This window comes from Qipengyuania xiapuensis, assembly GCF_019711395.1.
In the GTDB taxonomy this organism is placed as follows: domain Bacteria; phylum Pseudomonadota; class Alphaproteobacteria; order Sphingomonadales; family Sphingomonadaceae; genus Qipengyuania; species Qipengyuania xiapuensis.
The window spans coordinates 581,877-593,075 of sequence record NZ_JAIGNL010000002.1 but is presented as its reverse complement, the minus strand read 5'-3'; the positions used below and the strand labels follow the sequence as shown (position 1 = coordinate 593,075).

Below are 11,199 nucleotides of genomic sequence, written 5' to 3'. Positions count from 1 at the left end.
TCGCAGGGAATGCCATTCCGCGCAGCACCGCGACCTCTGCAGGCTTAGCATAATTACGCCGACCATACGTAGCCGGTTCCCTCGGTTCGTCGCAAACGCCCTTCGGGATTACCCACGGCGGCGCAGTTTCCGGACGATCCCGTCACTATCAGAATGTTAACCATATACTGCGATGGGGGTAAGGATATGAAGACGGGTGCACTTCTTCAGCGACCTTTCCCGGGCGGCCATGCCGTTTCCCGAAGCATCGCTGCTGCCGTTTTTACAGGCGCGATTTACGGGCTTGCGGCCTTCGCAGCATACCGTTTCCTGCAGGGAAGCGAAGGGATGGCAGCCTTCTGGATCGCCAATGCCGTAGTCGTCGGCTCTCTCATCTTCTGGCTGTTCGAGCAATCGCGCCGCGCAGCGCAGAAAGTTGCCGCGGAACGCGCGCGTGCCGATGCGGCGGTCGAGGCGAAAGCCTCCTTCCTTGCCGACATGAGCCACGAAATCCGCACGCCCATGAACGGGGTGATCGGCTTCACCGAGGTGCTGCTTGCAGGCGATCTCGACGAGGAAAAGCGCTGCAATCTGGAAATGCTGGCCGATTCCGGTCGCGCCATGCTCGCGATGCTGAACGACCTCATCGACAATGCACGGATCGAGGCGGGGCGGGTCCACGTGGCGTCCGAAAGCTTCGACCTGCGCCAGAAGCTCGGCGCAGCTCTCACGATGATGACGCCGGTTGCGGCGCGCAAGGGCGTGGCCCTCGAGCTGGCAGTCGAGGACGATGTGCCCGAGTGGGTCGAAAGCGACCCCACCCGCCTGCGCCAGATCATTCTCAACCTCCTCGGCAATGCCGTGAAGTTCACGCATAGCGGCAGGATCGACGTCACCGCGCGCAAGGCGGACGGCGGCAAGGCCCTGTGCATCGCAGTCACCGACACCGGCATCGGGATCGCCGCCGACAAGCTCGATCGCATTTTCGAGAAGTTCACCCAGGCAGAGAATGACACCGATCGTCACTACGGCGGCAGCGGACTCGGCCTGACCATCAGCGCCCAGCTTGCCGAACTGCTCGGCGGTACGATTTCGGTCGCGAGCGAGCCGGGCGTCGGCTCGACCTTCACGATCACCCTGCCGCTGACGGCGGCAGAAGCGCCCGAATGCCCGGAGCAGGGAACCGCGCAGGTCGGTTTCGTACCCGCCAGGATGCAGTCAGCGCGCATTCTCGTCGCCGAGGACGATCCGGTGAGCCAGCAGGTCACACGCGGCCTGCTCCACCGCCTTGGCTACCAGGCCGAGATCGTCGCGGACGGCAGGCAGGCGATCGAGCAGGTGCGCCGCGCCGAGCAGGCGGGCGAGCCTTTCGACCTCGTCCTGATGGATCGCCGACTACCCGTTCTCGATGGATTTGCCGCGGCGATAGCCATTCGCGAGGCAGGGATCGGGGCCGATAAGCTGCCGATCCTCGCGCTCTCGGCAGATGTCGGAAGCGATTACGCAGCCGAGAGCCGTGATGCCGGAATGCAGGCCTCGCTTGCCAAGCCACTCGAGCTCCAGGCGTTGGCCGCCGCTCTCGACACATGGCTCAAGGCATCGCCTGCAGCCGAAAACGCAAAACCGGCCGCGCAGCCGAGCGCCGGCCTTTCGCGCCGCTTTGCCGAGCGCAAGGCGCTTGCCCTCATGGCCATCGACAAGGCCGTGGCCTCCGGCGAGCTCGAAGGCTGCTCGCTCGAAGACCTGGCCCGCCAGCTGCACCAGATTGCCGGTGTCGCCTCCTTCTTCGGCGAGGCCGATCTCGGGACGCGCTGCAGCGAGCTGGACGACCGCCTGAGGACATCGCCCCAAAGCGTCGATGTCGAACAATTGGACAATTTGCGCGTGATGCTGAGCGCCTGAGGCGCGCCGCGCCGAGAAATCCCGGAGTATCCCACCTTGAACGCCGTCCGCATCATCGCCCTTCCGGTCATCGCAGCGAGCCTGCTCGCCAGCGAGCCCGCCCTTGCCGACAGCGAATTCACCGGTTCGGTCTCGACGCGCGGCGTGGCCGCCAAACGCGACATTCTCCAGAACGACGAGTTCGACAGCTCCGGTTTCGGCGCCGACGTATCGCTGCGCGGCGAGAAGGATTTCAGCATCCTGCGCTTCTGGGCCAAGGGTTCTGCCGGCATCTTCCAGTATCTCGACCAGGAGCGCGAGAACCGCCAGGTCCTGCAGGGCGAGATCGGGATCGCGCGCGATTTCGGCGATGATTTCGAGATTTCGCTGCGCGGTGTCTATTCGCAGAACCTCGTCTTCGTCGAAGCCCTGTCTGCCGACCAGCAGCGCGCCCGCGCGCAGGTGAAATGGGAAGCCGACGGCAACCGCTTCCAGGCCTATGGCGAATATCGCAAGCGGCAATACGACCAGCTTATCCCGGCCGACGGCACGGGCACACGCTTCGGCGGGCATTACAACCGCCGTCTCGGCTCATATCATTGGGTACGTGTCGGCGGCTTTGCCGATACGATCGACAGCACCGATGACGAGCGCGACTACAACCGCATCTCTGGTTCGGTCGAATACAGCCATCCCGTCAGCCGTATGTTCCGCGGCCGCGCCAGCGTCGACGTCCGTACTTGGAAGTTCCCTGGCCGCATTGCTCGCGGCGACGCGACGGGCGCGACGCGGCAGGACAATGCGATTACGCCGCAGGTCGGTGTCGATTACGGCCGTGCGACCGGGCTCTTCGGGCGCGGTCGTGCCGGATACGAAATGCGCAAGAGCAATGACGAGCGTTTCGACGGCAACACGCCGCGCCTCTCGCTCGAGGTCGGCTACCGCTTCTAGGGCCGGGGCCTAGCCCTTGCGCGCAAAGCGTGCCGGCAGGTCGCGCAGGCGATTGCCGGTTTCGGTCAGCCAACCGCTCAGCCAGCCACCTTTCTGCCTTATCGTCAGGCGCTTGAGCTCGAGCGCGGCGCGGGCGCAGCTGATCTGCTCTGCCATGACCGCGCGATAGACCCGCTCTGCCGCCTTGCGCCTGCGGATTGCGTCACTCGCATCAAGGAAGCCCTCGCTGAAATCGGTGAGCCACGAAGCGATCGAGCCGCCCTTCTTGGTTTCGTCCTGGTCGGAGCGGTTCTCGAAATCGGCTTTCCGGCGGCTGAGCTGGTCGTCCATCCGCTCGACAATCGCGGCAAGCGAGCGTGCGGCGCTGGCATCGGTGATGGTCCCGCGTGCCTCGACCTCGGCGATGGTCGTGCGGACTTTTGCCTCGGCGAGCGCATTGAACTCCTGAAAGCCGGAAAGCGTCTGGAGGCCTGCCTCAACGCCTTCCGGATCGTCTCCCGCCAGAGCCTCGCAGGCCGCATGGACCGCGTCCCAGGCCTGCCAAGTGTAGACGAAGTCGAGCCCGGTGCCCTTGATGTTCTGCAGGCCCATGATCCGGTTATGTAGGCCGGGCGGTGTCTCGCGCGCGATCTGCCGCACCAGCGTATCGCCCTTGGTATAGTAATCGCGCACCGGCACGAGGCTGGAGAGGAAGCGTTCGCGCAGCACGTCGCGAAGCCTCGCGTGCAGCGCATCGAGGTCCCCGTCGAGCATGCCGCGCAGTTCCAGGCAGGTCTCGAGCCGCTCGTCGAGCAATGCGATATGTGCGGACATCCGCGCAGCGATATCGGGGGCGAGCTTTTCCGCGAGCGAAGCGTCCAGGTCGCCCTTCTTCCATGCGGCGATATGGGACGCGGTATCGTGCTCTCCCTGCTCGATGAGCATGGCGGTGAGGCGCCACTCGATCTCCTTGCGCGAACGCGGGATGCGATGTCGCTTCATGAGCGCATCGAACGCCTCTTCTGTCCCTCCCTCGGCAGCGGCGAGGTCGATCGCGGCGGCGTAATCGTCCCACTCCTGATGGATGAAATCGAGCAGGCCCTCGATGTTCGATCCAATGAGGAAGTGCCGGTCGGCGCTGATGTCGTTGACGATCATGCTCGCGAAGACGCGCGAGCGCGGGACGCGGTCGGCACGGTTGTTGACCACCGTGGTCACGAACACGCCCGGATCGCTCGAGAGATCGTGATCTGCGAAGCCCATCCGCGTCCAGTTGCCCATCGCACCGAAGCGCTCGTTCGCGGACATGCCCATCACGAATTCCAGCGTCGCGCCGTCGACTTCGGCCCTTGGATAGACCTTGAGCACGCCGAGGTCGGCCACCACGCGGTCGGCCATTTCCTTGATACAGTAATCCCGGTCGAGCCCGAGCTCGCGGCCCATGGAATTGACCAGCGCGATATTGTTGGGGTGCTCGGAATAGGGGAAGCGGTCGAGCAGGCGCTTGTGCAGCAGGCCTGCATCGCGCCAGCCCACGGTTTCGACCCGCGTGCCGAAGCTCTGCGCGCGCGCTTCCAGCAACGGGAGCATCTCTTCCTCGGAGGTCACGAGGATCGAATTCTCGGGCACGAATTCGCACATCACCTCGGCCACGTTGCGGCCCGCCGGACCCTGCACGTCCTCGTGATCGGGGAAGGTATTGGTGATGGTGGCGATATCGTCCTTCATCCAGTCGCGCTGGAGGATTTTCACGAAGCTGGGATTGAGCGCCATGCATTCCCACAGGAAGCTGCGCGCACCAACGCCCTCGGCGATCGCAAGCAGGTCGGCCTGCTCCCAGATGGTCGCCTTGTCATAAGGCCGGAAGAGGAACAGCTCGGTGAGATCGCCATAGGGCTCGCCGAGCAGGAACATCGCCTCGCAGCCGGTTGTCTTGGAGACCAGTGGCGCGCCGAGCGAGTTCATCAGCGCCGCCTTCAAGCGTTCCGTGCCCGACTTGCCGCGCGTGCCCCAACCACCGAGCGAAAGGGCAATGCTGCGCCGGTATTGCCGGACGCGATATGCCTTCCAGACGTGCCGCCCGAAGAAATAGAGCGCGAGGATAAGCAGGAAGATCGCGAGCTCGAGAAGCGAGTTCTCGTAGACCGTCGCGACATAGGCTGCGACCTCGTCCCACAGGAGCGGGATAACCATGATCACCCCTGCGACATCGAACAGCCGGGTGACGCCCGGGTCCTGCGCCGCTCCGGCCTTGTCGGCTTCCTCCTCGGGGTAGGGCTCGTGCTCGATGGCAAGGCCGAGCTTGGTCAGCCGTTCGACATAGGCACGCGGGTCAGTGTTCCTCAGTTCCGCCAACTCGGCGAAATTACGCGTCACCTGCCACCAGATCCTGAAGCGCTCTTTCAGTCCCTTGGGCGGAGACAGCGTGGTGATGCCCTCGCTGGTGTAGATGCGCGCCTCTTCGCCCTCGTCGACGACCGAAAGGGCAAGGTCGGGCAGGGGGATGTAATTGCGCCAGCCACCGTCCGACGCGATGTGCAGCGGCTCTCCCGGAACGGCTGTCGGCGCGAGTTCGGCAAGATGCGCGGACGGAGCAATGACCGTGCCCCGGAAGACGCGTCCGATGGTGTGGTAGAACGCCTGCCGCTTGTCGGTCGCACCCTGTTTCAGCTCGTACAGCGTGCGCCAGATGCGCCGCTCGAACACCTCGCCGCGGGTCAGGCGCGGGACCTTTCCCTTGCTCAGCGAGAGGCCGAAATCCTGCTGTGCGAGCACTGCCATGACGCGCCCGACCAGCGCTTCGTCCTTGGCGAGGAAAGGTGCGATCTCGGGCAGGCGATTCGTCTTGCCCTCGCTTGTCCGGTGCGCGGCATCGAGCAGGATGGCAGCGACTTCGCGGCCTTCCTCGCTGCAGGCGAGCCAGATCCTCTCGCTTGCCTCGCCCGCCCAGCGGCGCACGCGCGGCTTGGCCTCCGACTGGCGGATATTTCCGAGCTGGCCCCGAAGCGCCTTCGCCCAATTCCGCGTCTCGGCCTCGTCCCCCGCAATGGCCCAGTCGACGAACTCGCCGCTCGCCGCGATCGCGCAACGGGTGACGAATTCGTCGTCATCGTCGTCGAGCAGTTCGAGGATGAGATCGAGCGTTTCCTGTCCGCCGAGCGTGGGGGCAAGCAAGCCGACGCGCGCCAGCAAGGTTGCCCTGACCTGCGCGTCGAAGTCCTTGACCAGCAGGCTTGCAGTGCTGCGCGCAATGTCGCGCGGCATGAACGGAAGGCTCTCGGCGACGGCCTGCCTGACCGCGCCATCCTCGTCTCTCGAGATATTGGCGTGATGCGCTTCCAGCTGTCGGTTCTCGGCGAGGTGTGTCGCCAACAGGAAGGCGATCCTGCGGCGGACGAATATGCGGTTGTCGTCGACCAGAGTGGCCCCGTTGGTGCTCGGGGCCGCGAGACGTCGTTCGAGGATGCCGTCGACCGACTTGGGATCGAGCCTGAAAAGGGCCTCGAGCGCTTCGCACTGAACCCAGCAATCTTCGGAATTGTCCAGCGAGGCGCGCCTGACGTCGCGCAGCGAGGCGTCGATCCAGAAATTGTCGCGTGCATGCTCCGCCGCCTGACCGAGGCGCGCAAGGCAGCGATAGGCGGCAGCGCGCACGCGCGGATCGCCGTCATGGGCGCGCAGCCGCTCTAGCGCCGGCGCAGCGTGGGTTGAGAGGGCGACGTGCCAGTCGGCCATGTCCATGTGCGACTGAACGCTGGTGGCCATTGCCGCCAGTCTCTCGGCAGCGAAGCTGAGCGCGCGTTCGCACTGGCCGCGCCGCCTGCGGAAACGCTCGAGGACCGCATCGATATCGAAGGGCTCGCCGACATAGCGCGCATCGGAACGGGCCTGCGACCCGGTGGCTCCCATGACTTCGGCAAACTGCAGGATCGCAGCGTTTCTCTCGCGATCGTCAAGCGCCTTGTCGTACCGCACTGCAAAGGCCTGCCGCGCCTGCTGCAACTGCGCGAGACGGTCGAGCTGTTCGGCGGCGAAGCCTGCCGGGATCGCGATCAGTTCACCCGGGCTCTCGGCTTCCGATCCGTGACGGATTCCGTACGCCTCCAGCGCCTCCATCAGGTCCGCATCGAGGCGCGCGCGCATGGGGTTGGTGCTCGCAACGAGCCCCTGCCGGTAGAGGCGCTCGATCTCTCTCACCCGGCGATGCCGATCGATAGGCACCCGAGAAAGGCTCGCCGCGCTTCGGGATCATCGACGAGTTCGCGCCGCAGGGAGAGCGAGAGTTCGACGTGGACGAAGCTGCCGAAACCGTCTTCGCGCAGCGCCTGTCCCTGGGCATTGGTGAGGGCACCCAGTTCACGTACGTCGTTGGGATAGACGAGCACGTTGCGGCGCGCGAAGCTCGCGCTCATGCAATCGGCGATATCGAACAGGTTCTCGCCGGCATTTTCCGTGCCGTTGCTCAGGATTACGTCGGCCTCGGCGCCTGCCTGCGATTGGCGCACGCTACGGTCGAATCCGTGGAGCTGGACGATGCGGCCGGCAGGATAGGCGTCCGAAAAGGCGAGAGAAAAGGCAGTGAAATGGTTGAGCGGGCTGCGCGCGAGATCGGCGGCATTCCGGCAAGCCTTCCGCGCCTTTCGCGGTGCCGAATTCCAGGCTCCGGCGGCGAGCCCCCCTTCGCCGACGAGCTGCAGCGCGAGCGTGCCCGTGTACCGGTCAAAGCCGCGATGCGGGGCGGACATCAGGATCGGCCGGGCGCCTTCGCTATGCGAGAGCAGGTAGGACCCGCGCCCAACGCAATCCTCGTCGATTTCCTCGATGCGGGTGGCGGGGATCGGGTCGTCGATAACCGACGGCCTGAGGCCCTGTTTGCGCAGCGCTCCGTGCCAGTCTTCCGAGCGCGGTGCCTCGATCGCGCGGGCGAATTCGATGCGCGCCTCGTGCATGGCAACGGCATCGGGATTGGCGATGCCGATCGCCCGCGAGAGTGGCTCGAAATAAAGGGCGGCAAGGGCTGCGGAAATGATCATGATGCTTGCGAGCAGGACACGAGGGCGCGTTATCACCGTCATGGCGCGACCGGCGCCTCCGCTTCGACTTCTTCCTGTGGCTCGTCATCCTCGGGGTCGACCTCGTAGATCACCACGAGATCGTAGGCTTCTCCCGCAATGCCGCCCGGACCGATCGGGCGCCAGCTCTTGCGGGCAACTGTCCGCATCTCGTTCTCGCCGAGCGTGTCGGGCGGAAAGGCGGATCCGCTGGTGAGCTGCCTCTGCTCTCCCGGACTGCGCCGCAGGAAGGCGACCATTGCGCCCGCATCGGTGAGCGGCTGGCGTTCGTAGACGCGGACGTCGATGCCGGTCACCCCCTCGTCCGCATCGAGCGCGACGATCGAGGTCCGTGCTGTTCCTGCCGGAGCCTCGATGAAGGTTTCATCGGGCGTGCTGATCCTCTCGTCCGACATGCGCAGGAAACGAAGCGGGCCACCTTCCTCCATCATCTCGGGGAGCATTGCCTGCGAATAGATGTCGTATTCGCCGAGGATGTTTCCGGTGCCGGAGAGGAAGGTGATACGATAACCGTAGATCCAGCCTTGGGTATCGGTGGGCGCATCCGCCGCGATCCCGACCGAGGAGAGGAGCCTCACCTGCTGGCGTTCACCGGTGAATGTGAAGACCGTTCCGCGTGTCGGATCGAGCCGGTAGACCATCGTGCGGCGCGCATCGTCGACCCGGTTGACCCCGCCGCCGCCGAGCAGGCTTGCTGCGCCTGCGCTCAATCGATCGTTCGATGCAACGAAGAGACCTGCTGCAAGGAGCAGCAGGATGGCGATGACGATCCGCCCGATCTGGGTAAGGCTGAACGTCACCGTACCGCCTCCACGGACGGGTCCGGTGTCCAGAAGATGGCGTATCGGCCACCTTCGACGAGGTCGAGCACGCGAAGGCTGCGATTGCGTCCGGCTTCGAAGGCGGACAGGCGGCGCGAGCGGTCCGAAACGGCAGGTGTAAGACCGGCAGCACGGGCAAGGGTCACGAAGGGTTCGGCCGACGAGCCATCTCCGGAGAACACATCCGGCGCGATCACGAGCGATGCGCCGTCCGGCATCAGGGCATCCTTGCCACGTGCCTCGCGCAGTTGGGCGAGCCTTGCTCCGGTGTCGCTATCGGAAGCGCGCAGCAACGCCTCGGTAGCGACTCCGAAGCTGCTGCGCTGGCTGTCCGACGTGCTGCCCACATCGGGCGCAACGAGAAGTGCTGCCGCGCCGGACCTTGCCAGCAGCGTCCTGCCGAGCGCGACTGTGGTCGACTGGCCTGCATTGGCCTGGAGGACGAAATCGTTTCCTGCATCCTCCGCAATGAAGAAGGTCCCGCTGCTCCCGTCGGCGGCGGCGAGTTTCCACGCAGGCGTGTCGTCCATCGCGCAGCGTTCGAGCTTGAAATCGAGCAGGTCGGCATTGGCTATGGCGAGGTCTGGGCGCTCTCCCCGGTCGAGCGCGGCGAGCAGCGGCTCGAACACTTCGAAACGCAGATATGCGAGTTCGACGAGGAGAATGTCCTCCTTAGCCGTAACTGTTTCCACGGTACATGCAGCCGGAGCGCCGATCTGCGGCTGCTCGGAGGCGAGCAGGGCATTCACGCCCTCGGGGCGCAGGGCCAGCGTCACTGCGTCGCTCGCGACAAGTTCCGCGTAGCGCGCTGGCGGCGCACCGAAGTCGACTTCGATACCGGGCAGGGCCGTGCGGAGGGCTATCAGGTCGAGCGCGGCGGCGGCGCGTCCGGCGAGTGTCAACTGTCCCGGACCATCGTCATCCTCGCCCGCGATCAGCACCACGGGCCTCGTCGAGCTGGCATTGGCGAAAGCCGACACGAGGCTGCGCTCGGCGCGCCCGGTCGGGCCGAGCGGCGAGCCGATCACGACCCATCGCGCATCCTGCTGCTCGCGCAGTTCGAGCGCTGCCATGGCGAGACCCGGCGCGGCTGCGGGATCTGGCACGATCACCGAAATATCGTTCTCGGCCATGCTGTAGAAGACCAGGGCATCGCGCCCGAAACCGTCTGCCCTCTGGATCAGCAGGCGGTCATCGCTCAGCGCGCGCATGTTCCAGCCGGCGGCTTCGTATGTTTCGCGCAGGAACGGGGATCCGGCATTGGCCTCGACCAGCGCGATCAGCCGGCCGAGCTCGGCAGCATCGCCGGCGGCAAGCTCCGCGCCCGTGCCGCGGATATCGCGCAAGTGCGCATCACCCGTCGCCGCGGCCAGCGCGAGGGCTGCATAGCGGCCGCGCCTCTCCGCCGTCGGGCTCGCCAGTTCGCTGAAGCCACGCGCCACGCCGGGTACGGCAGCCGAAAGCGCGAAACCCGCGATATTGCCCAGCGCCGCGCCGACCAGCGAGACCTGCAGGGTCGAGCGCAGGAGGCGCGGGAAGATGTTCTTGTCGTGCGCCTTGATCGCGATGAGCGTGGACAGCAGGTATCCGAAACCGAACAGGTCGGTCATCTTGATGTCGATCGAGAACGCCACGACCGCATAGCCGAGCAGCAGCTTGTAGACGAAAGCGATGTTGAAGAAGAGCAGGATCTTGCGTGCGCCCTCGATCGTGGTGTTGGCAAAGATCGGCGTGCGCAGCACCAGGCTGGCGACGGCATAGATCACGCCGGCCTCGATGAACGAGGTGAGGATCTTGCTCGGCTGGTACCACTGGAGTGCGATCAGGGCAGGGATCAGCACGCCCGAGAAATCCCACCCGTATTTCAGGTTCATCCGGCTCGCGAGCATCGCGGTAATGGTGAGGATGATATAGGCCTTGGGGCTGGCGAGGATCGAGCTGGCAAGCCCTTCGTAGAGGTAAGAAATCCCGCTGATCCGGAAGTTCGTGAACTCCATCAGTCCGAAGCGCACGATGACATAGGCGATCCCGGTGGTCACCAGTGCCGCGAACAGACCGCGCACGAGGCCCGGCTTCCAGAACTGGTTCGCCAGCAGCGAGACGATCACGAGACCGAGGCTCTGGAGGTTGTTGCGCCAGTCGAATTGCCCGACACGGTCGCCGAGCCAGTCGGCAAGGAGCGGCAGCAGCCATCCATCCATCGTGAGGCGCACCGCGATACTCGCGATGACCAGCGCAACGAAGCGGTCGCGCCCGAAGACGCTGTGCCATCGCCCCCGGCCCAGCTTTTCCGAGAAGGCGTAGACGATCAGATAGGTGATCACGGCCTCGAGAATGATCACGCCCGCCGCGAGCGGCTTGAGGATCACGAGCGGCACGAGATAGCCGGGCACGACGAGGCCGGAGAGGACCCAGCCGAAGCGAAGGTTGAAGAAGCAGACGACGAACACGCCCACCCAGACGGTGGTGATCACCGAGCTGGCAAGCCCACCTTCGGGGAATATGGGGATCGTCAT

Annotated in this window: 6 protein-coding genes; 2 read left to right on the top strand and 4 right to left on the bottom strand. The window is 65.2% G+C overall.

The genetic code is table 11. The features are described from left to right. Window positions 1-327: 327 nt before the first annotated feature. Together K3163_RS12055 and K3163_RS12050 are read left to right on the top strand one after the other, a co-directional pair. Window positions 328-1,881 (top strand): sensor histidine kinase, encoded by a 1,554-nt coding sequence (locus K3163_RS12055; protein ID WP_221554381.1) that lies wholly within the window; start codon window positions 328-330, stop codon window positions 1,879-1,881. Between the two features lie 36 nt (window positions 1,882-1,917). Beyond that, entirely contained in the window at window positions 1,918-2,811 is an 894-nt protein-coding gene (locus K3163_RS12050; protein ID WP_221554380.1) for a hypothetical protein, read from the top strand. Between the two features lie 9 nt (window positions 2,812-2,820). On the opposite strand, the gene K3163_RS12045 is transcribed toward K3163_RS12050, so the two are convergent. From K3163_RS12045 to K3163_RS12030, 4 genes are read right to left on the bottom strand one after another with little or no spacing between them, the layout of a single operon-like run. Continuing rightward, on the bottom strand, window positions 2,821-6,987 hold the full coding sequence (locus K3163_RS12045; protein ID WP_221554379.1) for a hypothetical protein: 4,167 nt from the start codon (window positions 6,985-6,987) through the stop codon (window positions 2,821-2,823). Further along, complete coding sequence (locus K3163_RS12040; RefSeq protein ID WP_221554378.1) at window positions 6,984-7,865, bottom strand: hypothetical protein; 882 nt, start codon at window positions 7,863-7,865, stop codon at window positions 6,984-6,986. Before K3163_RS12040 ends, K3163_RS12045 begins: the two co-directional genes overlap by 4 nt. Continuing rightward, window positions 7,862-8,662 carry a hypothetical protein gene (locus K3163_RS12035; protein WP_221554377.1) on the bottom strand — a complete coding sequence of 267 codons (801 nt, stop codon included), beginning with the start codon at window positions 8,660-8,662 and terminating at the stop codon, window positions 7,862-7,864. Before K3163_RS12035 ends, K3163_RS12040 begins: the two co-directional genes overlap by 4 nt. Next, on the bottom strand, window positions 8,659-11,199 hold the full coding sequence (locus K3163_RS12030; protein WP_221554376.1) for a poly-gamma-glutamate biosynthesis protein PgsC/CapC: 2,541 nt from the start codon (window positions 11,197-11,199) through the stop codon (window positions 8,659-8,661). Before K3163_RS12030 ends, K3163_RS12035 begins: the two co-directional genes overlap by 4 nt.

Excerpts from the sequence above, each read along its gene's own strand:
- K3163_RS12055 (WP_221554381.1), top strand. The coding sequence starts at position 328 with ATGGCAGCCTTCTGGATCGCCAATGCCGTAGTCGTCGGCTCTCTCATC.
- K3163_RS12040 (WP_221554378.1), bottom strand. The coding sequence starts at position 7,865 with ATGACGGTGATAACGCGCCCTCGTGTCCTGCTCGCAAGCATCATGATC.
- K3163_RS12030 (WP_221554376.1), bottom strand. The coding sequence starts at position 11,199 with ATGACGATCCCCATATTCCCCGAAGGTGGGCTTGCCAGCTCGGTGATC.